The 21768-nt window shown below is 59.2% G+C and carries 20 protein-coding genes and 1 pseudogene; 9 read left to right on the forward strand and 12 right to left on the reverse strand.

What is annotated here, in order from left to right; translation table 11 throughout:
* Window positions 1-299 precede the first annotated feature (299 nt).
* Window positions 300-1291, reverse strand: a pseudogene (locus DDA898_RS15215) (IS110 family RNA-guided transposase).
* Between the two features lie 377 nt (window positions 1292-1668).
* A complete protein-coding gene (locus DDA898_RS15220) occupies window positions 1669-2304 on the reverse strand; it encodes a YkgJ family cysteine cluster protein (RefSeq protein ID WP_236616676.1) in 636 nt (211 codons plus the stop codon).
* Window positions 2305-2751: 447 nt separating this feature from the next.
* Here DDA898_RS15220 and hutC point away from each other — a divergent pair, with 447 nt between their 5' ends.
* The gene (gene hutC / locus DDA898_RS15225) at window positions 2752-3495 is read left to right on the forward strand and encodes a histidine utilization transcriptional repressor HutC (RefSeq protein WP_033111979.1); all 744 of its coding nucleotides are present in this window, start codon (window positions 2752-2754) and stop codon (window positions 3493-3495) included.
* Window positions 3496-3545: 50 nt separating this feature from the next.
* On the opposite strand, the gene DDA898_RS15230 is transcribed toward hutC, so the two are convergent.
* The 7 genes from DDA898_RS15230 to DDA898_RS15260 form a co-directional block, all read right to left on the reverse strand.
* Window positions 3546-5048 (reverse strand): HAL/PAL/TAL family ammonia-lyase, encoded by a 1503-nt coding sequence (locus DDA898_RS15230; protein WP_038911636.1) that lies wholly within the window; start codon window positions 5046-5048, stop codon window positions 3546-3548.
* Window positions 5049-5060: 12 nt separating this feature from the next.
* Window positions 5061-5843 (reverse strand): ABC transporter ATP-binding protein, encoded by a 783-nt coding sequence (locus tag DDA898_RS15235; protein ID WP_038901717.1) that lies wholly within the window; start codon window positions 5841-5843, stop codon window positions 5061-5063.
* Window positions 5836-6552 carry an ABC transporter permease gene (locus tag DDA898_RS15240; protein WP_013318861.1) on the reverse strand — a complete coding sequence of 239 codons (717 nt, stop codon included), beginning with the start codon at window positions 6550-6552 and terminating at the stop codon, window positions 5836-5838. Before DDA898_RS15240 ends, DDA898_RS15235 begins: the two co-directional genes overlap by 8 nt.
* On the reverse strand, window positions 6549-7271 hold the full coding sequence (locus tag DDA898_RS15245) for an ABC transporter permease (protein ID WP_038911637.1): 723 nt from the start codon (window positions 7269-7271) through the stop codon (window positions 6549-6551). The genes DDA898_RS15240 and DDA898_RS15245 overlap by 4 nt, the downstream gene beginning before the upstream one ends.
* Window positions 7272-7286: 15 nt before the next feature.
* Window positions 7287-8144: a transporter substrate-binding domain-containing protein gene (locus tag DDA898_RS15250; RefSeq protein ID WP_033111980.1), complete on the reverse strand. Its 858-nt coding sequence runs from the start codon at window positions 8142-8144 to the stop codon at window positions 7287-7289.
* 212 nt (window positions 8145-8356) lie between these two features.
* Window positions 8357-8905 carry a HutD/Ves family protein gene (locus DDA898_RS15255; RefSeq protein ID WP_038911638.1) on the reverse strand — a complete coding sequence of 183 codons (549 nt, stop codon included), beginning with the start codon at window positions 8903-8905 and terminating at the stop codon, window positions 8357-8359.
* Window positions 8905-10269, reverse strand: a complete 1365-nt coding sequence (locus DDA898_RS15260) for a formimidoylglutamate deiminase (protein WP_038911639.1) — start codon at window positions 10267-10269, stop codon at window positions 8905-8907. The genes DDA898_RS15255 and DDA898_RS15260 overlap by 1 nt, the downstream gene beginning before the upstream one ends.
* Before the next feature lie 330 nt (window positions 10270-10599).
* Between DDA898_RS15260 and hutI the strand changes: the two genes are divergently transcribed.
* Window positions 10600-11814, forward strand: a complete 1215-nt coding sequence (gene hutI / locus DDA898_RS15265) for an imidazolonepropionase (protein ID WP_050570276.1) — start codon at window positions 10600-10602, stop codon at window positions 11812-11814.
* Window positions 11811-12611 carry an N-formylglutamate deformylase gene (gene hutG / locus DDA898_RS15270; RefSeq protein ID WP_038911640.1) on the forward strand — a complete coding sequence of 267 codons (801 nt, stop codon included), beginning with the start codon at window positions 11811-11813 and terminating at the stop codon, window positions 12609-12611. The genes hutI and hutG overlap by 4 nt, the downstream gene beginning before the upstream one ends.
* Window positions 12612-12622: 11 nt before the next feature.
* Here the strand turns inward: hutG and DDA898_RS15275 are convergent, their stop codons facing one another.
* Complete coding sequence (locus tag DDA898_RS15275; protein WP_038911641.1) at window positions 12623-14566, reverse strand: methyl-accepting chemotaxis protein; 1944 nt, start codon at window positions 14564-14566, stop codon at window positions 12623-12625.
* A gap of 346 nt (window positions 14567-14912) precedes the next feature.
* Here DDA898_RS15275 and folD point away from each other — a divergent pair, with 346 nt between their 5' ends.
* Together folD and ybcJ are read left to right on the forward strand one after the other, a co-directional pair.
* Window positions 14913-15782: a bifunctional methylenetetrahydrofolate dehydrogenase/methenyltetrahydrofolate cyclohydrolase FolD gene (gene folD, locus DDA898_RS15280; RefSeq protein ID WP_013318869.1), complete on the forward strand. Its 870-nt coding sequence runs from the start codon at window positions 14913-14915 to the stop codon at window positions 15780-15782.
* Between the two features lie 6 nt (window positions 15783-15788).
* Window positions 15789-16001: a ribosome-associated protein YbcJ gene (ybcJ, locus tag DDA898_RS15285; protein ID WP_013318870.1), complete on the forward strand. Its 213-nt coding sequence runs from the start codon at window positions 15789-15791 to the stop codon at window positions 15999-16001.
* Between the two features lie 86 nt (window positions 16002-16087).
* Here the strand turns inward: ybcJ and cysS are convergent, their stop codons facing one another.
* Both cysS and DDA898_RS15295 read right to left on the reverse strand, forming a co-directional pair.
* The gene (gene cysS / locus DDA898_RS15290) at window positions 16088-17473 is read right to left on the reverse strand and encodes a cysteine--tRNA ligase (RefSeq protein WP_038911642.1); all 1386 of its coding nucleotides are present in this window, start codon (window positions 17471-17473) and stop codon (window positions 16088-16090) included.
* A gap of 420 nt (window positions 17474-17893) precedes the next feature.
* Window positions 17894-18316: a DoxX family protein gene (locus DDA898_RS15295; protein ID WP_013318872.1), complete on the reverse strand. Its 423-nt coding sequence runs from the start codon at window positions 18314-18316 to the stop codon at window positions 17894-17896.
* 337 nt (window positions 18317-18653) lie between these two features.
* Here DDA898_RS15295 and ppiB point away from each other — a divergent pair, with 337 nt between their 5' ends.
* The 4 genes from ppiB to purK all read left to right on the forward strand — a co-directional run bounded on the left by ppiB (window position 18654) and on the right by purK (window position 21682).
* A complete protein-coding gene (gene ppiB / locus DDA898_RS15300; protein WP_013318873.1) occupies window positions 18654-19148 on the forward strand; it encodes a peptidylprolyl isomerase B in 495 nt (164 codons plus the stop codon).
* Window positions 19149-19158: 10 nt separating this feature from the next.
* Window positions 19159-19881, forward strand: coding sequence for a UDP-2,3-diacylglucosamine diphosphatase (gene lpxH / locus DDA898_RS15305; RefSeq protein ID WP_038901726.1), 723 nt, complete (start codon window positions 19159-19161; stop codon window positions 19879-19881).
* Between the two features lie 224 nt (window positions 19882-20105).
* Window positions 20106-20615 (forward strand): 5-(carboxyamino)imidazole ribonucleotide mutase, encoded by a 510-nt coding sequence (gene purE, locus DDA898_RS15310; RefSeq protein ID WP_013318875.1) that lies wholly within the window; start codon window positions 20106-20108, stop codon window positions 20613-20615.
* Window positions 20612-21682, forward strand: coding sequence for a 5-(carboxyamino)imidazole ribonucleotide synthase (gene purK, locus DDA898_RS15315; RefSeq protein ID WP_038911644.1), 1071 nt, complete (start codon window positions 20612-20614; stop codon window positions 21680-21682). Before purE ends, purK begins: the two co-directional genes overlap by 4 nt.
* Window positions 21683-21768: the final 86 nt, after the last annotated feature.

Genomic DNA, 21768 nt, shown 5'->3' on the forward strand with positions numbered 1-21768 from the left:
ATCAGTGCGAGATGAAGGATTTTCCGGCGTCAAAAACTGTGCTGAGGCGAGCGACTTCGCCGGGTGAGCGGCATGGATGCCGCGAAAGCCCGTGCCGTGCCGGGAGCACGTCATGGGCGGCCCGAACAGCGAAGTCGAACGCCGAAGGAACCGCGCAGCGGCACACCATTTTGCAACGCAAAATGGAACAGCGCTTGCGCTGGCCCGCAAGGGTGAACCCGTCAGGGTTCATAATTTAGCACCCAGCCAGTGGTCAAGGAGAGGCGGCGTTTGAGTAACCGTGTTGCCAGTCAAGTATTTCAACTGGCTACCGCCCCATAATCCCTGTCATATCGTTGCTGCGTATGCAGCACGCCATAACACAGATGGACCAGTTTCCTCATCGCCGCCCCTATCCGCCAGCATCTTTGCCTTGCCTTTTAGCAACAGTCGCTCGTATTGCGCCTTCACATGACGATTGTGACTGATGGCCGCTATTGCTCCCATATACAGTTTTGCCCTGATAGCAGGCGGCCCTATTTTCGACAACCTCGCTCTGCCACGTACCGAGGTTCCCGAGCGACGCTCTACCGGGATAACCCCCAGACTACGCCGCCACCTGTTCCGCGCTCCTGAAGTTACTGCCCCTGATGGTGGCCAACATATTCCATCCGATTTGGTCTCCAACACCATCTATCGATTTCAGGAGTTTCAGGTCATTTTTCAGTCCGGGATGTTTGTCGATGTGGTCTTCTATCAGTCGTTCAATGCGCTCCAGTTCACCCTTTACGTGCTGCACCATCGACTCCAGCGATGTCACCACTTCTTCCGTCGTCAGTGTGGCGTTTAACGTGCTCAGCCGGTTTTCCAGGCGCTGTTTATCACCCAGCAGACTATCCCTGTGCTGCAGTAATGCCCTGAGTTTCCTTATTTCCGGCGAAGGAGGAGTCCAGCCCTCCGGCTGTCTCAGACAGCCATAACAGGCCAGCACACAGGCATCCACTTTATCCGTCTTCGTGAGAATCCCCATCCCCCTGGCAAACTCACGCAACCGATGAGGGTTTATCACGGATACGGCAATACCTGACTGATGAAGACCATAAGCGAGGTGTTCGTGATAAACCCCCGTGGCTTCCATGATGATATGGGCCTGACTCGGCTCACATTTTTGTCGCGTCAACCATTCAGCCAACGCCTGAACGGCGTTGGGGCCATTGGGTAACGTTTTCGTCTTCCGTTTACCTTTAATGCCATCAGCTAACAAACACACATCGACGACACGCTTACTGATATCAATACCAACGTAATACATAATGATGTCCCCCTTTCACTGAAGCCATCACGCCCGTTCCGCTTGTACATTCAGAGTCAGTGCTCTGGGTAACCGTTCAATGTTAATGCTGGCGTGAAAGGTGAAACAGAGGGTTTAAACTCAACCGCAAGGTTTATAGCCCTGGCTCTCCTTCGAAGCTCACTCTGTTTCATGTCGTGATAGCTAATCACGACATGAGCAAGATACAAGCCTCTCCTTGTCGTGCGTGCGATGAAATGGCAAAGAAACAACGAACGTTTATCACGCACGAAACTTTACCCACTGACCTGGCAAACTTCACCGCTTATAAAACAACACGGCTGTTTGTTAACAGCCCCAACCGACATTACACCATTTACAGCCTGCGTATATATCCGTCAGGCGGCATTCAAACCGATAAAACCATAATACTGAGACGGCCCGGTTACCGCCTCGGCACCGGCCTGTTTCAAGGTTTCCAGCACGTCCTCGCCGGAAACGTGGAACTGCCATGCCCGGCTGAGCCCCGCTTCGGCATGCTCTTCAGCGCTGAATTGCCCGGCCAGTTCCAGCGCCGACGTAAAGGCCGTCATGTCCGGCAGATAGGCGGTGAAACCATCACCTTTCAGCGCGCTAGTCGCGATCCCCAGCCAGTTGCAAATCGACGCTTTAAAGTAGATATCCTCGCGGTCCGCCTGCCGGGAGCGTTCGATCAACGCCTGCGTTTCACTATCCACCAGCCGGTCCGAGACAATCAGCGTGTCCCCTTGCTGCCAGGCTTCCGGCGGGCAGTCTTTGTTAGCCTGCCGCAACGAAATATGCGGGTTGATCTCCATCGGGTAAATGCGGCACACCAGCGGGCGCCGATCATAGATCCGACAGCGCAGATCCTCATCCAGATGCCGGCAGGAGTCAGGGTTGTACGCCGCGAAAGTGATCGCGATAAACGCTCGGGTTTCGCCGCTGATCACATCACAGGAACGCGACTGGGCATGCTGGCGCTGTTCCGGTGGTACGCCGATGCCATTTTGCAAAAACCCTTCAGCCAGAATGATGATTTGCCCACCGTCCGACGCCCATTTTCACGGGCTTCAGACAGTGTCAGGGGTACATGGTGCCCCATGCAGCATTTGCCGCACCCCACACAGGAAAACGTTGTATCCATTGATGATCGACTCTTATTTAAACGACACGCGCAAATCAGGAATAAAACCGGCAGAACTGAAAGCGTTGCCTGAATTCCGTATTAATGTTCAGGATTTCGTAAAGATAACGTCAATATAACGTCAATGAACGATATTTTGATAAATTTACAAACCACCGTCTACCAGACTGTCGTGGGTCGCTGATCAACCGGATGAATCCGTATGGTCATGAGGAAGTCCGGCCATGAGCCACGCGTGTCGGCATCACAGTTGTCTATACAGGACTGGTCGTTGTTCGCTACACTGCGCTCATCTGTTGCCTTTGAGGATGACGCCTTGACCGACCTGCAAACCGCCTCCCAACTTGCCGCCGCCATGAGCGATACCCCCGCGCCGATCTACCAGCGGGTAAAACAGGCGATTATCAGCCAGATTCGCAGCGGCGCCTGGCAGTCGCATCAGCGGGTGCCGTCGGAAAGCGAACTGGTGAATGAACTGGGCGTCAGCCGGATGACCATCAACCGGGCGTTACGGGAGCTGACCAGCGAAGGGTTTCTGGTGCGGATGCAGGGCGTAGGCACCTTTGTGGCGGAACAGAAGGCGCACACCGCGATGCTGGAAGTGCACAACATCGCCGATGAAATCGCCGCCCGCGGCCACCGTCACAGCAGCCGGGTGCTGGTGCTGGAAACCCTCAGCGCCGATGGCGATCAGGCCGCCCAGTTGGATATCGCTCCCGGCCAGCCGCTGTTTCACTCGCAAATCGTACATTATGAAAACGACGTGCCGGTACAACTGGAAATCCGTTACGTCAACCCACAGGTGGCGCCGGACTACCTGCAACAGGATTTTACCTTTGATACGCCGCACAGCTACCTGAGCCGGGTAGCACCGCTGACCGCCGGCGAGCATCGGGTGGAAGCGGTCGCCGCCGAAGCGCGTCAGCGCGACCTGCTGGCGCTGGGCGAACAGGAACCCTGCCTGCTGATCCGCCGCCGCACCTGGCACGGCTCACGGGTCGTCACCGCCGCGCGTCTGTTTTATCCCGGCTCCCGCTATCAGCTATTCGGGCGTTTCTGATGGATGCATTCCCCTTTGCCCGTTCGGACAAGGGGGCGCGGTTTCCTCACCTAGTCTTGCCAGGAGAAATCCTGGCCCCGCAGCACCTGCACCGCACAGGCGATATCCGGCGCCAGCCAGCGATCCTCCTGCCAGGCAGCAACGTGCCGACGCAACGCTTGCCAGGCCCGGTGCGTTCCGGTTCCGGCGTTCTCCGGGCCGAGAAACTCCAGCGCCTGCGCCGCCAGCAGATATTCGATAGCCAGCACGTGCCAGACGTTTTCGGTCAGCTTCAGCAATTTGAGCGCCGCCGGGGTGCCCATGCTGAGGTGATCTTCCTGCAAGCCGGAGGTGACAAAATTATCCACCACGGCGGGCTGCGCCAGTTGGCGGTTCTCTCCGCACAGCGACGCCGCCACATACTGGGCGATCATCATGCCGGAATTCACCCCCGGCTGGGCAACCAGAAACGGCGGCAAGCCGCTCACCAGCGGATTGATCAACCGATCAAGCCGCCGTTCCGCCACCCCGGCCAGCTCGCATAACGCCAGCGCCAGACTGTCCGCCGCCAGCGCCACCGCTTCGCCATGCGGATTCGCCTGCGACACCACTCGCCACAGTTCCGGCGTACCCAGCACCAGCGGATTGTCGGTGGCGGCATTCAGTTCCATCTCGATGCGCTGCGCCGACGACGCAAACTGATCGCGGCAGGCGCCGTGAATTTGCGGGATGGAACGCAGGCTCAGCGCATCCTGCGTGCGGATGCCTTCACTCTCGGCGATGATCCGGCTCCCGGCCAACAAGGCGCGCAAACGCTGCCCGACCTGCTGAATGCCCGCGCTCGGTTTCAGCGCCAGCACCTCGGCGTCAAACGCCACCACCTGCCCGCGCAGCGCCTCAAAACTCATCGCGCCGGTCACATCGGCCCAGTCCAACTGCCGCGCGGCGTCATCCAACGCCAGACAAGCCAGCCCGGTCATGCACGGCGTACCGTTGACCAGCGATAAGCCGTCTTTCGCCCCCAGCGTCACCGGCGTGAGGCCAATGTGTTGCAACGCCTCCTGCGCCGGCAGCACTTGCCCGTGCAGTTCCATCTCGCCGATGCCGATCAGCGCCAGCCCGACGTGCGCCATATGGGTGAGATACCCGACCGAGCCTTGCGACGGCACGCACGGCGTAGCGCCCTGATTCAGCAGCGTCAGCAGCGCCTGCACGATCGCCGGCTGAATCCCGGACTTGCCGTGGCTGTAATTGGCGATCGCCGCGCACAGGATGGCGCGGGTCTGTTCAACGGACAGCCGCGGCCCCACGCCGCAAGCGTGACTCAGCAAGGTATTGCGCGACAGCCGCGCCAGATCCGCCGTCGGCAGAGTGACATTGCATAACGCGCCCAGCCCGGTATTCACCCCATAGGCCAGCGTTTCACTGGCCACGATCTGCTCCACAATGCGCCGCGACTGATCCATACGGCGCCAGGCCGCGTCGCTCAGACTCAGGCGCGCGCCGTAACGAGCCACCTGCACCAGTTCGCGCCATGCCAGCGGCCCGTCGCCCCAGCACACTTCAGTGTTCATACCCTTGCCTTCCTATACCGTCTGGTGACTGGCGATGAATTGTTGAAAACGCGGCGAGCTTTCGCCGCCAAACATGGCGTCGGGCGTCCCCTCGCAGTCAATCCGCCCCTGATGCATGAACACCACCCGGCTGGACACGTGGCGGGCAAACCCCATTTCATGGGTGACCACCAGCATCGTGCGCCCTTCTTCGGCCAGCCCGCGCATCACCTTCAGCACGTCGCCGACCAGTTCCGGGTCCAGCGCCGAGGTCGGCTCATCGAACAGCATGACTTCAGGTTCCATCGACAGCGCCCGGGCAATCGCCACCCGCTGCTGCTGGCCGCCGGAGAGCTGCGCCGGATAAAAATGCCGCCGCTCATACAACCCGACTTTCGCCAGCAGGGCTTCGGCCTGCCCGACACATTCGGCACGTGAGCGCCCGAGGATATGCTGCGGCCCTTCGATGACGTTCTGCATGACAGTCATATGGCTCCACAGGTTGAAATTCTGGAACACCATGCCCAGCCGGGCGCGCAGCCGCTCAACCTGACGGCGGTCGGCCGCGACCTGATGGCCCTGCTTGTGGCGCTTCATCAGGATCATTTCGCCGCTGACGGCGACCGTGCCGGCATCCGGCGTCTCCAGCAGATTGATGCAACGCAAAAAAGTGCTCTTACCCGACCCACTGGCGCCCAGCAGCGAAATCACCTCGCCTTTGCGCGCATCCAGCGAGATCCCCTTAAGCACTTCAAGCGCACCGAATGATTTACGGATATCGATCATCGATAAGGTTATGGGGGCGGTTTTATTCATGCTCTCTCCCGGAAGACGCCGGCACAGCGGCCAGATTTGGCGATAAGGTGCGTTCCAGCCAGGCAAATACCCTGACAATAATGAAATTCAGCAACAGGTAGATCAGCGCGGCGCAGGCAAACACTTCCAGCGTGCGGTAAGTGCGCTGAATGATCTGTTGCGCCACGCCGGTGACATCCCATACCGTGACCAAACTGGCCAGCGCGGTGGATTTGATCAGCAAAATCGCCTCGGTCGACCAGGCAGGCAGCGCATGGCGCAGGGCGACCGGCGCAATGATGCGGCGCAGCAGCAGCCAGCGCGACATGCCGCACGCCAGACCCGCTTCAATCTGCCCGGCTGGAATCGATAACAGCGCGCCGCGCAGAATTTCCGCCGTATAACCGGCGGTGCACAACGCCAGCGCCACCACCGCGCAACTGAATGGATCGCGCAGCACCGGCCAGAACAGGCTGTCGCGCACCACGCTGAACTGCCCCAGTCCGTAATAGATCAGAAATAGCTGAATCAGCAGCGGCGTGCCGCGAAAGATCAGCATATAAAGACGGGCAAACCCGCTCAGCGGCCAGACACCGCTGACCCGCATCGCCACCAGCAGCACCGAGAGCGTCGCGCCCAGGGCGAACGAGGAAAAAAACAGCCCCAGCGTTACCGGCAGCGCCGACAGTAACCGCAGGAACGTCTGAGTCAGAAAGGCGATATCGATCATGACGGCTCCTGCATCGTCTTGCGGTGATAAGGCTGGGACAAGGTTTGCTCCAGCCGGGCAAACGCGGTATTGGAAAACACGGTCAGGATCAGATAGATCGCCGCGCCGGCGAGGTAAAACAGGAAATAGTCGCGGGTCGAACCGGCCGCCATCTGGCTGGCGCGCATCAGTTCGACAATGCCGGTGACCGACACCAGCGCCGAATCCTTCAGGCTCATCTGCCAGACGTTGGACAGCCCCGGCAGGGCAAAGCGCATCACCTGCGGCAACAAGATTCGTACCCCGATGCGCCAGCGCGACATGCCGATGGCGCGGGCGGCTTCCAGTTCGCCGCTATTCACGGCCAGACGCGCCGCGCGGTACACTTCGCCCTGATACGAGGCCGAAATCAGGCCAATCGCCAGCGCGCCGATCAGGAAAGGCGGCAGTTCGAGAAACCCGTCGGCCCCAAACCAGCGCCCGACCTGCGTGAGCACGCCGGAGCCGCCAAAATAAAACAGATAAATGATCAGCAGTTCCGGGATGCCGCGAAATACGATGGAATAGGTTTCCCCGGCCACGCGCCAGACCCGGCGCGTGGACAGTTTGGCCGCGGCAACCGCCGCGCCGACCCATGCGCCAATGAGCAGCGCTACCGTCGTCAGACACAACGTGGTCAGCGCGGCCATCGCCAGCAGGCTTCCCCACCCCTGATCACTGAAACCTAACAGGGTCAGCATACCGTTTCCTCAATCTCAGGGAGTGACGTCCGTTTTGAACCATTTCTCACTGAGCGTTTTCACCGTTCCGTCCGCCAGCGCGGTTTTAATCGCCGCATCAAATTTTGCCTTCAGCTCCGGATCGCTTTTACGAAAGCCCAGCGCTTCCCCTTCACCCCAGATAGGCCCGGTCAGTTGCGGACCGCCTAACGTCAGGTTGTTGTTTTCCGGTTTGCTGAGGATGGAATTGGCAAAGGTAACATCGTCAAACACCGCATCGATGCGCCCCGCCTGCAAATCCAGAATGGCATCGGCGGACGCGGTGTATTCACGCACGGTGGCGACATCCCGGAAGTAGCTGTCGATGAAAGGCGTATAAACGGTGCCGGAGGCAATGCCGATGGTTTTGCCTTGCAACGCGCCGCGCAGGCCGGCTACCGCCGGTTTAATCTGGGCGGGATCATTCGCCAGTTTGATCATCGCCTTGTCGGCTTCGACCGGCAGCGCCAGCTTACCCTTGACGGTAATAAAACTGGCTGGCGTCGATGCGTAGGGCAGGGAGAAATCCACTACCTGTTTGCGCTCCGGGGTAATCACGATGGCATCCATCATCACGTCGAACTTGCCGGCCTGCAGACCGGCGATCATGCCGTCCCAGTTTTGCACCACCAGCTTGCACTGGATGTTCATCCGCTGGCACAGGATCGTCATCAGTTCCGGTTCAAACCCGCCCAGCTTGCCGCCCGGCAAGGTCAGGTTCCAGGGTTCGTAGCTGCCTTCCGTCGCGATAGTCACCGACTTCCACTCTTTAGCCTGCGCCCCTGCGCAGAACGCCGCCGCCGCGCTCACAACACATACCGCCATCATCGATCGAAAAAGTGTGTTCTTCTTCATGCCTTCCCCCTGATGTTTCACCGTCAAAGTAATTACATGTATATACAACATCAAATAAGCAGCAAAATTCAGGCCATGATTTCAATCACCTGCCAAATCAGGCCCGGTAGCGGTTATCAGGGCATAGCAAAGCATCAGAAAAGGATATTCGGGGGTGCACCGCACAACCGCGGTGCACAATGATCGTGCAACAGGATGATGCACAAAGCAGATTATCGTGCGTGAATCGTCGTCAGCAGCAGCGCGGCATGGTCATCATCAGGCGTCCAACGCACGTCCGAAGATCGCCACCAGCCGCCCTCCCCGGCAGCCAGTCGGTATGCGCCAGAGCGCCAGTGCCCCGCCAATACGTACGCCACGCCGTCCGTATCCGGCGTCTGCACCGTCGTGCCATTGACTACCGCTACCTCTGCCCGATAACGACGGCGATCGACCATGATATTGAAGTCCAGACTGACGTCGCCGCATAGCTGCGCCGCGATCGCCAGCTCGCCGGCGAAGGTGAACGGCTGATGCAGCGTCAGCCGGTGTCGCCAGCCTTCGCCGCACAGATCCACGCCATCGCCGGACAGCAGGGTGATCACCCGGTCCACGCCGGGAAAACAGGAAAAATCGCCATCGCGTTCGATCGTAGCGATACTGGCACGCCAGGCAAAATCGCCGTCGGGTTCATCCGACGGTATCCGGCAGATTTCACGGGTTTCACCGCCGCCGTTTTTCCAGCGACTGACCGGCAAGGTATTCAGGCTGAAGATTTGCATCACATCACCGCCTGCAATGTTTTCATGACGTCGATAAACCGGGCGTCGACCTCCTCGTCCAGCGCGTGCCGCCCGTCTTCGATCACCGGTTTGCCCGCCACCCACACATCGCGGATCTGTTGACGATCGCCGGCAAACAGCCAGCGGTTGAGCAGGCTGTCGTCAGGGAGCGCGCTTAGCAGAGCGTCTTCGCGCAGCACCAGCCAGTCGGCGCGCCAGCCGGCGCTCAGTTCGCCGACCGGCACCCGGCAGGCCTGTGCGCCGCCCTGTAACGCCTGACGATACAGCAGGCTGCCGACCGCCGGTTGCTGCGCCGTCGCCACCCGGTTACGACGGCGATCGCGCAGGCGCTGACCGTATTCCAGCCAGCGCAGTTCCTCCACCACATTCAGCGACACATGACTGTCGGAACCGATGCCCCAGCGCCCGCCCTGCGCCACGTAACGGTCGAGCGGGAAAATACCGTCGCCCAGATTGGCTTCGGTAGTCGGGCATAGTCCGGCCACCGCCAGGCTACCGGCCAGCCGACTCAGTTCCTGTTCATCCAAATGCGTGGCATGCACCAGACACCAGCGGGCATCCACCGCAAACCGGTTGAACAGCCACTGCACCGGGCGTTCGCCGCTCCAGGCCAGGCAATCGTCCACCTCTTTTTGCTGTTCGGCGATATGGATATGCACCGGCAGGCTGCTGTCGGTCGCTTCCAGCACATCTTCCATCTGGTTCTGGCTGACCGCGCGCAACGAATGGAAACACAGCCCGTGATTGAGCAACGGATAGGTCTGAATCAGCGCCGCCAGCGTTTCCTGCTGGCGCAGGTAGTGATCCACATCCTGAATAAACCGCGCCTGCCCCGGCTGCGGCGGCTGCGCGCCGAATCCGCTGTAGCTGTAAAGCACCGGCAGCAGGGTCTGGCCGATGCCGACCCGCTGCGCCGCCGCCAGCACATGGCGCAACATGTCATGCTGACGGTACGGTTTGCCGTGCGGGTCGTGGTGCAGATAATGAAATTCCGCCACCTGGCTGTAACCGCCCTTGAGCATATCGATATACAGCCGGGTGGCGATCGCCCCCACCTGCTCCGGCGTCAGATTCGCGACCATGCGGTACATCAGGTCACGCCAGGTCCAGAAACTGTCCTGCGGGTGACCAGCCACCTCCGCCAGCCCGGCCATCGCGCGCTGAAAAGCGTGCGAATGCAGGTTGACCACCGTCGGCAGCACAATACCGGTTAGCCGCTGTGCGCCTTCCGGCGCGGCATTCGGCGTGACGGATTGCAAATACCCCAGTTCATCCACTTCCAGACGCACATTGCGCGCCATTCCCTGCGGCAGCAACGCGCGCGTGGCAAAATAAACGGACATAGCGACATCCTGTTGGTGATCATCGTTGGCAATATTGTATAGACATATCTATACACCAAAGTGAGCTACGCATGACATAAGGCTTTTTTATTGCGCATTTTTTATTGTGCATGAGAGAAACCGGTTAACTGCCGGTACTGTGACGGAGAAAGTGAATAAGAAATTCCTATTCCGTCACAGCTTGCTGAAATCCTGCGGTGGGGCGTATAACTTGTCTATACAAGACTATACCCATCATAATTCGAGTTACAGGTGCGTGGCGTTATTCAACACGCCAGCGTGCCGTCCGGCAAATCGAATTATCTTGGTTATATAACAAGGAAATACAGCATGACGATAGCCTGTGACAGTTTGTGGCTGGGCGCCGATCTGGTCACCCTGCGCGGCGGCCGCTATCAGGTGATTGAGGATGGCGCGCTGGCCGTTACCGCCGGGCGCATCGTCTGGCTGGGCGCGCGGCACGCCTTGCCCGCTATCGCGCCGTCGCGCGTCACCGATTTTGGCGGCGGCATCATTACGCCCGGTTTTATCGACTGCCATACCCATCTGGTGTTCGGCGGCGATCGCAGCGGCGAATTCGAACAACGCCTCAACGGCGTCAGCTATGCCGATATCGCCGCGGCGGGCGGTGGCATTCTGTCCACCGTCAACGCCACCCGGCAGGCGGATCACGACAGCCTGCTCGCCTCGGCGCTCGCGCGTTTGCGGCCGTTGCTGGCCGAAGGCGTCACCACGCTGGAGATCAAGTCCGGCTACGGGCTGGATGTGGACAGCGAGCTGAAAATGCTGCGGGTGATCCGCGAACTGGGGCGGCAACAGCCGGTGCACATCATCTCCACCTGTCTGGCCGCCCACGCCATCCCGCCGGAATTCAGGCAGCAGCCGGAAGCGTGGATCGATCTCGTCTGCCACGAACTGTTGCCCGCGGTGGTCAACGAAGGGCTGGCTGACGCCGTTGACGCCTTCTGCGAACACCTGGCGTTCAGTCCGGCGCAGGTAGAACGGCTGTTTCAGGCGGCGCAAACGCATCAGTTGCCGGTCAAACTGCATGCCGAACAACTCTCATCGCTGCACGGCAGTGCGCTGGCCGCGCGCTTTCAGGCGCTGTCCGCCGATCATCTGGAATACGCTACCGAACAGGACGTGGCGGCGATGGCCGCGGCGGGAACGGTGGCGGTGCTGCTGCCCGGCGCCTATTACCTGCTGCGGGAAACCCAATGCCCACCGGTCGACCTGTTCCGCCGCTACGGCGTACCGATGGCGATCGCCAGCGATTGCAACCCCGGCACCTCGCCCGCGCTGTCGCTGCGGTTGATGCTGAACATGGCCTGCACCCTGTTCCGGCTGACGCCGGAAGAAGCGCTGGCCGGCGTCACGTTGCACGCGGCCCGCGCGCTGGGGCTGGAACAGAGCCACGGCTCGCTGGAAACCGGCAAGGTGGCGGATTTCGTGCACTGGCCGCTGGCGCGCCCGGCGGAACTGGTTTACTGGCTGGGCGGTCAACTACCCTGCACCACGATTTTTCGCGGAGAACAACGTCCATGACCCCGTTTACGTTTATCGAGGGCGACAGCCCGCTGCTGCTCAGCATTCCCCACGCCGGCACCGACCTGACGCCGGAGGTAGCTGGCGGGCTCAGCCCCGCCGCGCGTCCACTGTCGGATACCGACTGGCATATCCCGCAGTTGTACGACTTTGCCCGCGAGCTGGGCGCCAGTGTGCTGGCAGCTAACTATTCGCGTTTTGTCATCGACCTGAACCGCCCGGCCGACGATCAGCCGCTGTACACCACCGCCACCACCGGCCTGTTCCCGGACGTGCTGTTCGACGGCACCCCGGCGTTCATTCCCGGCCACGCGCCGTCGGAAGCGGTGCGCGCCGGTTATCTGCGCGATATCTGGCAACCTTATCACCAGACGCTGCAACAGCAGCTGGCGCGCATCAAACAGCGTTACGGTTATGCGCTGCTGTTCGACGCCCACTCCATCGCTTCGCGTATTCCACGTTTATTTGACGGCCAGTTGCCGGACTTGAACCTCGGCACCAACGGCGGTCTCAGTTGCGCGCCCGCCATTGAATCGGCGCTGCTGGAAGCCTGCCAGTCGCAATACCGCTGGAGCTGGGTAATAAACGGCCGCTTCCGCGGCGGCCATATCACCCGCGCCTACGGTCAGCCGGAGCAGCATCAGCACGCGCTGCAGTTGGAGCTGGCGCAGTGCAACTACATGAGCGAACAGGCGCCGTTCGCCTGGCAACCGGCCAAGGCACGGGAACTGCAACCGATGCTGGAGCGCATCGTGCACACCTTTATGGACGCAGCGGCCAGGCTGTATCAGCGTTGACCGCCGGTTTATCAGAGAGGCAGGCCGACCCGGACATCGCCGCCATCGGCCACCACAAAGCGATCGACGGTGCCTTTCATGTCGCCGGCCTGCCTGTCGAGCAACTGACTGGCGGTGGCCGCCTCTGACACCAACGCCGCATTCTGCTGCGTCACCTGTTCCAGCTGATTTAGCGCCAGGTGCACCTGATCCACGCCAAGCGACTGCTCCCGCGCCGCGGTGGCGATATCGCTGACAAAATCCCGTACCTGCGACGTGCTGGTCATGATCTGCTTCATGGTTTCGCTGCTGCGCGAAACCAGCGTAACGCCGGCATGCACCTGGTCAATGCTGGTGGAAATCAGCTCCCTGATGCGCTGCGACTCGCCGGCGCTGCGCTGCGCCAGGTTGCGTACCTCGGTCGCCACCACGGCAAACCCGCGACCTTGCTCGCCCGCCCGGGCCGCCTCCACCGACGCATTGAGCGCCAGCAGGTTGGTCTGAAACGCGATGGCGTCAATCGCCGCGGTGATTTGCGACATCTGCTCGCTGGACTGACGAATCTGCGCCATCGCTTCGCTAGCCTGCAACGTGACCTGATCGGCCGCGCCAATCTGCGCTTCCATGGTGTTCATCAGTTCCGATGCCTGAGCGGCGTAGTCAGCGGTCTGTTTTACCGCCACGGTAATCTGTTCCATGCTGCTGGCGGTTTGCACCAGCGATGCCGCCTGTTCGTCGGTCCGCTGCGCCAGATCCTGATTACCTTGTGCGATGTCATTGCTGGCGCGCTCCACTAACCCCGCGCTTTGCTTAATGGTGCACACCACATGCTCGATATTTTCTAGCGACCGGTTATAAGCCTGATTCAACTGCGACAGTTCATCCTTACCCGGAACATCCAGTCGGCAAGTCAGGTCATTGCCCATTTCATCAATGGTTTTCAGCGTCGAGGTTAATTGCTGATAGACATTGCGCGCCACCAGCACCGCCAGCAGCAGCGCCAGCGACAACGCCGCCACGGCACCGCCCAGATAACCGTACCCGCTCAACCGGGCCTGTCTTTCCAGTGTGTCCGCCCAGCTCAACAAATCGGCCGATGCTGCATCCTCGATAGTTTTAAGCTGATCGATACGCTGTGTCTGCTGTGTGAACCACTCGTTGGCGTCAACCCCAAACCCTCCGGTCGCGGCTTTGGCAAATGCGGTATCGCGCATTTTCAGCGCTGGTTGCGCCGCCGCACTGTTCAGTGAGTCCTGCATCCGCTGGCTGAGCGCGGGCTGGGCGAACTGATTGAAAACATTGGTGTATGCGTTTTCCATGCCGACCAGTTGACTGAAGCGCTCGTACTGACCCGGCGCAAAACGATCCACGGTGAACACTTCGGACAGCAACGCGCGCATGATGCCGGCCTGTTCCTTGATATTCAGCACGTTGTAATAGGCCGCCACACGGGTTACCAACCCACCATCCGTTACCAGATGGCTCATGTCGCCCACCAGCGCGATAAGATCGCTGACGCTGACGGTGTACCACCCCACCGCTTGCGTCGCAGGCAGCGAAAAGCCGTCAACCTGAGCACGCAGCGAGGAAAGTGTTTGCAAACGTTCCTGCTGGCGGTTCAGACGCTGCACGATCGCATCCGCCGCCGTCCCGGACAGGGCAAGCGCCGCTTTGCTTTCCCACAGGGCAGATAGCGCTTTGTCGGTTTCAACGCGCTGGGTCCGCAGCGGGTCGGCGAACTTCTGCCCCTTGCTGCCGATGAAGCCGGAACTCATGCCGCGCTCGCGCTGCAAGGCGTGGGCGGCATTACCGGCCCGCTGCGCCAGCGCCAGCAACTGGGAAAACTGCGCCATGTCCTGCTCCGCCTGACGGCGCTCCAGTAAACCATTGCCGGCAAACCACAGCAGCGCAATCAATAACGGCATCAATGCCAGCGCAAACTTATAACGAATAGAAAGAGAGGATAATCGAAGCATGTACCGCCCCTTGTTTGATCCCAGAGAATGCGTTGATTTCATAACGCCAGAAATAGTCAACATGAGAATTAATGATTCAGTTTTCATCGTCCGTCGACACGGAAACTTTACTCCTCCTAAAGAAGTACATCGGCCAGAGAGAAACACACCGCAATAATTTGTTCTTATAGATTGATATAGCGCTGCTTTATGCCAGAAAACCGTTAAACCGCGCTCATTCCTGAAACGATAACCTCATTAGCAAGCCTAGCATCACAATTAATCACCATACAACGCCTGACAGCCCGCGCCGCTTCTGCCAAAATAGGCACATTCCCCCGCATTGAAAATGATGGATTTTCTGTACATGGTTGCAAAAATTATTGATGGTAAAACGATTGCGCAGCAGGTGAAAGATGAAGTGGCCGTGCGCGTGAAACAACGACTGGCCGAAGGTAAACGCGCGCCGGGGTTGGCGGTCGTGCTGGTGGGCGACAACCCCGCCTCGCAGATTTATGTCGCCAGCAAACGCAAAGTGTGCGAGGAAGTCGGTTTCATTTCCCGCTCCTACGACCTGCCGGCCACTACCACCGAGCCGGAACTGCTGGCATTGATCGACGAGCTGAACGCCGATGCCGCCATCGACGGCATTCTGGTGCAGTTGCCGTTACCGGCGGGAATCGACAATACCAAGGTCATCGAGCGCATCGCGCCGGACAAGGACGTGGACGGTTTCCATCCGTATAACGTCGGCCGGCTGTGCCAGCGCGCGCCGCTGCTGCGCCCCTGCACCCCGCGCGGCATCGTTACGCTGCTGGAGCGCTATGACATCAACATGTTCGGCCTGAACGCCGTGGTAGTGGGCGCATCCAACATCGTTGGCCGCCCGATGAGCATGGAACTGCTGCTGGCGGGCTGCACCACTACCGTCACCCACCGTTTCACCAAAGATCTGCGTCACCACGTCGAACACGCCGACCTGCTGGTGGTAGCCGTAGGCAAACCGGGGTTCATTCCGGGCGAGTGGATCAAACCGGGCGCTATCGTGATTGACGTCGGCATCAACCGGCTGGAAAACGGCAAAGTAGTGGGCGACGTGAAGTTTGACGAAGCCGCAGAGCGCGCCGCGTATATTACGCCGGTGCCGGGCGGCGTAGGGCCGATGACGGTCGCGACGCTCATTCAGAACACCTTGCAGGCCTGCGAGGAATACCACGATACAACGGCACAGGCATAATCTCCCATGAACGTATTCCATCTGGACAAACACCCGCACGTGGAACTGTGCGACCTGCTGAAACTGCAAGGCTGGAGCGAAAGCGGCGCCGCCGCCAAACAGGCGATTGCCGCCGGTGAAGTGACCGTCGACGGTCATACCGAAACCCGCAAGCGCTGCAAAATCGTCGCCGGTCAGGTTGTGCGCTTTGGCGGCGAATCGGTTACCGTTCAGGCTTAACGCCGAATTCCATAACGGCACACCAACGAAAAAGGCCCGGAAACCGGGCCTTTTCTATTTGGAGGATGCCATCTGGCGAGCGACGATTACTTACGACGCCAGATAGTGCCCTGCGGTCCGTCTTCCAGCACGATGCCCATTTCCGTCAGACGGTTGCGCGCCGCATCGGCCAGCGCCCAGTCCTTGGACTGACGGGCATCGTTGCGCTGTTTGATCAGCGCTTCGATCTCCTGCACTTCGCCGTCATCGGCCTGCGCGCCGCTTTGCAGAAACAATTCCGGATCCTGTTCCAGCAGCCCCAGAACACCAGCCAGTCGACGTAACGCCGCCGCCAGGCCGTTGACCGCCACCGCATCTTCCGCTTTCAGGCGGTTAACCTCGCGGGCCATATCGAACAGCACCGAGTAAGCTTCCGGCGTATTAAAGTCATCGTCCATCGCATCGCGGAAACGGCTTTCGAATGCATCCCCCCCCGCCGCCGGCGTTGCGGCATCGGTACCGCGCAGCGCGGTGTACAGGCGCTCCAGCGAGGCGCGCGCCTGCTTGAGGTTTTCTTCCGTGTAATTCAACTGGCTGCGGTAGTGGCCGGAGATCAGGAAATAGCGGATGGTTTCGGCATCGTAGTGCATCAGCACATCGCGCATGGTGAAGAAATTGTTCAGCGACTTGGACATCTTCTCCCGATCCACCATCACCATGCCGGTATGCATCCAGTAATTCACATACTCGCCGCCGTGCGCGCAGGTAGACTGGGCAATCTCGTTTTCGTGGTGCGGAAACATCAGGTCGGAACCGCCGCCGTGAATGTCGAAATGCTCGCCCAATTGCTTGCAGTTCATCGCCGAGCACTCAATGTGCCAGCCCGGACGGCCATTGCCCCACGGCGACGGCCAGCTCGGCTCGCCCGCTTTGGACATTTTCCACAGCACGAAGTCCATCGGGTTGCGTTTCACCTCGGTGATTTCCACCCGCGCCCCGGCCTTCAGTTGTTCCAGATCCTGACGGGACAGAGCGCCGTAACCCGGCGCGGTATCCACCGAAAACATCACGTCGCCATTATTCGCCACATAGGCGTGACGACGGGCGATCAATTGTTCCACCAGCTCAATGATTTCCGCGATGTAGTGCGTCGCACGAGGCTCTTCATCCGGGCGCTGGATATTCAGCGCATCAAAGTCAGTGTGCATTTCGCCGATCATACGATCGGTCAGTTGAGTGATGGTTTCGCCGTTTTCCGTCGCACGTTTGATGATCTTGTCGTCAATATCAGTGATATTGCGCACATATTTTACGTCATACCCCAGATAGCGCAGGTAGCGCGCCACCACGTCGAACGCCACGAATGTCCGCCCATGACCGATATGACACAGGTCGTAAACGGTTATCCCGCACACATACATGCCAATCTTGCCAGCGTGGATGGGTTTGAATTCCTCTTTTTGACGACTCAGGGTATTAAAGATCTTTAGCATCAGGGCATTCCAAGGTGTTCACAACACAGAGTGTTCGCAGGAGATATGCATCGTTGTCTGCGGTACGCGTAATAAAGTCGGTTTTTTTATCCGGTTTTCGGACTTAGAGCCTATCCCAATAGGCGTAATTGGCGCAGCCAGTTTGGACGCGGACAGCACGCAAAAACCAGAGCGTACACGTAGTACGTGAGGATTTCGAGCACTGCCCAAGTCCAAAATGGCAAGTAAAATAGCCCAATTGGGATAGGCTCTTAGCTGCGTATTGAAACCTGAACCCTGACCTATTGCAAGCGGGGGCGCCGAATATTAGCCATCCCCTACGGTTTAGCGTCATGGCAGACCTAAAACGCACAAACCCGGCGATATCGCCGGGTTTGTATCGCTGCCAACCGCAGCCGAATTTTGCTACCGATACAGCGCTTAGCGCCAGCGTGGGTTGCTCATCACGGAATATTTGCCGCTGCCCAGTAACGCAATCACGATACCGGCAAAGAAGTAGACCGCAACGCCTTCGATTCCCCATGCCCCTGTTTTATCAAGGGTGAAAATCGCTTCTGGATGCGCCAGCGAGAACGCCGCGATCATGGTGAAGGAGAAGGCCAGCGCGGCAGGACGAGTCAGGATGCCCAGAATCATCATGACAGGTGTAATCACCTCACCGACAAACACGCCATAGGCGATAAACCCAGGCAGGCCGTGCTCCGCCAGCATTCCCTGAATACCGCCGACGCCAGCGATCAGCTTATGAACACCGTGGAACAACATCAAGATACTGAATGACAGTCGCAAAACCAGCTTGCCGCAATCCGGTTTGTCTAACAGCTGATTAATCCGGTCCAACATAATTTACCTACCTGTATGATTATTGAGTGAGCAACGTGTTAACGAGAGTGACTATCAACTACAACAAGGATAAGTTTAGAAAGTAAAAAAACATATCGAAATGAAACTAGTTATTGATTTAGCGCAATAAAAATATATTTCAAATAAATTCAATTAAGTATATAAACTTAATGAGTTTATTTGAATCAGATTCCAGGCTCGTTTCCTCATTTCTCCGCCGTCTTCGCCCTGTGCTGACTCAGCCATTCACTTATGTTATAAGAGCGCTCTTGGCGACTTGGCGCCTCGGTGAATATCTCTCATCATTCTGTGTACTATGGCTAAGTAAGGTTCATCTATGATTACGTTTCATACCAACCACGGCGATATCGTCATCAATACTTTCCCGGAAAAAGCACCGGTTACCGTGGAAAACTTCCTGAACTACTGCCGCAGCGGTTTTTACGATAACACCATCTTTCACCGTGTGATCAATGGCTTCATGATCCAGGGCGGCGGCTTTGAACCCGGCATGAACCAGAAAGGCACCAACGCGCCGATCAAAAACGAAGCCAACAACGGTTTGGGCAACAACCGTGGCACGCTGGCCATGGCCCGCACCAACGATCCGCATTCAGCGACCGCCCAGTTCTTCATCAACGTGGTGGATAACGATTTCCTGAACTTCAAATCTGAAAGCGTAAACGGCTGGGGCTACTGCGTGTTCGCCGAAGTGGCGGAAGGCATGGACGTGGTCGACAAGATCAAAGCCGTGTCCACCGGCCGCAGCGGTATGCACCAGGATGTACCGAAAGAAGACGTGATCGTCACCAGCGTAACCGTCAGCGAGTAACGCCGGCTGCATGACCACGCTGTTTATTAGCGATCTGCATCTGAGCGAACAGGAACCGGCGATCACCGCCGGTTTCCTGCGTTTTCTGCGTGAAGACGCGCCCGGCGCCGACGCGCTCTATATCCTCGGCGATCTGTTCGACGCCTGGATTGGCGACGACGACCCGGCCCCGCTGCACGCCACGGTGGCGCAGGCGTTAAAGACGCTGACAGACAGCGGCGTGCCCTGCTATTTCGCCCACGGCAACCGCGACTTTCTGCTCGGCGCACGTTTCGCCCGCCAGAGCGGCCTGCGGCTGCTCGCCACGGAAACGGTGCTTGATCTGTATGGTCGTCGCACGCTGCTGCTGCACGGCGATACCCTGTGCACCGACGATCGCGCCTACCAGAACTTCCGCCGCAAGGTGCATAACCCGCTCATCCAGCGGCTTTTTCTGTGGCTGCCGCTGTCGCTGCGTCTACGCATCGCCGCCCGCATGCGCGCCGCCAGCCAGCAGGCTAACCAGCATAAGTCCATGACCATTATGGACGTCAACGCCGATGAAGTGATGGCTCGTCTGCAGCACCATCAGGCCACGTTGATGATCCACGGCCACACCCACCGCCCGGCGATTCATCCGATCGATCAGGCCGGCGTGCGCGCCGAGCGCGCGGTGTTGGGCGCCTGGCATCAGCAAGGTTCTCTGCTGCGGGTGACCGCGGACGATGTCCGTCTGATTTCATTTCCGTTGTAACGCGACGTTTACACTGATTTTCCCCATTAACAGCCCATTTCATCGCCACGCAACCGTTTTCCTCCCTTCTGGCTCATGGTATGCTCTACGCCCTCGCGACCTGTGGCTCTCCGGTTTCAGGTCGCCGTTGTACCGCGCAATGACCGCATCATGCACGATTACTGTCATGCACGATTATCGACATGAATCACCATCGTCATGCAAACCACAGGAGCATTACAGGCATGTCATCCAACGCTGCCCCGGCGAAAATCGCTATTGTCATGGGTTCAAAGAGTGACTGGGCCACCATGCAGTTTGCTGCAGAGATCCTCACCGCGCTGAATCTGCCCTATCACGTTGAAGTCGTCTCCGCACACCGCACGCCGGACAAACTGTTCAGCTTCGCCGAACAAGCGGACCAGAATGGCTTTGACGTCATTATCGCCGGCGCGGGCGGCGCCGCTCATCTGCCGGGTATGCTGGCGGCCAAAACCCTGGTGCCGGTGCTGGGCGTTCCGGTGCAGAGCGCCGCGTTAAGCGGTGTCGACAGTCTCTATTCAATTGTGCAGATGCCGCGCGGCATTCCGGTCGGCACGCTGGCCATCGGCAAAGCCGGCGCCGCTAACGCCGCCCTGCTGGCCGCGCAGATTCTGGCGCGTCACGACAGCGAGCTGGCTGTTCGTCTGGCCGCCTGGCGTCAGGCGCAGACCGACGAGGTGCTGAACCATCCGGATCCGCGGGAGGATGCATGAAGCCGGTTTGCGTACTGGGTAACGGCCAACTGGGCCGTATGTTGCGCCAGGCCGGCGAGCCGCTGGGTATCGCCGTTTATCCGGTCGGGCTGGATGCGGAGCCGGAATCGGTGCCGGTGCAACACAGCGTCATCACCGCTGAAATCGAACGCTGGCCGGAAACGGCGCTGACTCGCCAGTTGGCGCAGCACCCCGCGTTCGTCAACCGTGATATTTTTCCGCGCCTGGCCGATCGCTACACCCAAAAACAGCTGCTGGACGAACTGAATCTGGCTACCGCGCCCTGGCAGCTACTGGCCTCGGCACAGGAATGGCCGGCAGTATTCGCCTCGCTGGGCGAACTGGCGATCGTTAAACGCCGCGTCGGCGGTTATGACGGCCGCGGTCAGTGGCGTATCCGTCCCGGCGAGGAACACAGCCTGCCGGCCGACTGCTACGGCGAGTGCATCGTCGAACAGGGCATCGCCTTTTCCGGCGAAGTGTCGCTGGTCGGCGCACGCAGCGCAAAAGGCGACTGCGTATTCTACCCGTTGACACACAACCTGCATGAAGACGGCATCCTGCGCACCAGCGTGGCATTGCCGAAACCGCAGCCGCACCTGCAACAGCAGGCGGAACAGATGCTGTCGGCAATCATGCATCGCCTCGGCTACGTCGGCGTGATGGCGATGGAATGCTTCGTGGTGGGCGATCGCCTGCTGATCAACGAGCTGGCGCCGCGCGTGCACAATAGCGGCCACTGGACACAAAACGGTGCTTCCATCAGTCAGTTCGAACTGCACCTGCGCGCGATTCTCGACCTGCCGTTGCCGGCCCCGGTGGTCGCCAGCCCGTCGGTGATGGTCAACCTGATCGGCACCGATGTGAATATCGACTGGCTGACGTTGCCGCTGGTGCATCTGCACTGGTATGAGAAAGAGGTACGCCCAGGCCGCAAGGTCGGTCACCTGAACCTCAGTCACCCGGACACCGTGCAACTGAGCCAGACGCTGCGCGCGCTGACGCCGTTGCTGCCGGACGCCTATCAGTCCGGGCTGGCATGGGCCCAGCAGCAACTGAGTTGCTGAGTCATTTAATGACACTGGCGGGCCAACGTCGGCTCGCCGGTATCTGGAACAAGATTTTTACGTGACATTATGATGATTGGGTTTAT

The sequence above is a fragment of the Dickeya dadantii NCPPB 898 genome (assembly GCF_000406145.1).
GTDB classification, from domain to species: domain Bacteria; phylum Pseudomonadota; class Gammaproteobacteria; order Enterobacterales; family Enterobacteriaceae; genus Dickeya; species Dickeya dadantii.